Source organism: Nocardia sp. SYP-A9097, from assembly GCF_009649815.1.
Taxonomy (GTDB): domain Bacteria; phylum Actinomycetota; class Actinomycetes; order Mycobacteriales; family Mycobacteriaceae; genus Nocardia.
Window position 1 is genome coordinate 1 of record NZ_WJIC01000102.1, and the last position, 552, is coordinate 552.

At 71.4% G+C, this 552-nt stretch carries 1 protein-coding gene; it reads right to left on the bottom strand.

Annotated features, from left to right (window positions below):
* Positions 1 to 11: 11 nt before the first annotated feature.
* Positions 12 to 552 (bottom strand): hypothetical protein (locus tag GFY24_RS40925; RefSeq protein ID WP_228567179.1); only part of this gene is annotated, 541 nt, incomplete at its 5' end.

A 552-nucleotide genomic window follows, 5' to 3' on the forward strand; every position in this document is an offset into this window, starting at 1 on the left:
GTGCTGGAAGGTCAGGCGGCGTGCTCGCGCGGGGCGGGCACGTCCAGACCGATCCAGACTCGGCACTGTGTGCAGAGACTGTCGGTGTTGACGGCGGTGATGCGCGTGCACGCATCACAGCGACCGGTGCGCTGACCCGCACCCACGACCGGGCCGCGACGACGCGGCTGCCGCTGCGCTGGTGCCAGCGGCGGTTGCGGGTCGGGCTCGGACGGCGCGCCTCCGGGGAGTGCTGCGGTGTCGAGGAATTCGTCGATCAGCCGGATCAGCCACTGCGGTGCGCGGCCACGTACCTCCGCCAGCAGACCCCGTGCGGCGTCGGGGTAGGTGTCGGCGAAGAACCGGAAGTACGCGCGGGCGAGATCACGCGCGGTGAAACCGACAGGCAGCGGCGGCAGGCCGGGACGGCCGTCGGCGCGGCACAGATCGCACAGGCCGTCGTCGCTGCGGGATTCTGCTGCGCGGGTGTGGATCAGGTGTTGGTCGGTGTCGGCGCGTTCGATGAAGCAGGACACGCACCGCCACCCCCGCACCGGGATCATGGCTTCGTGG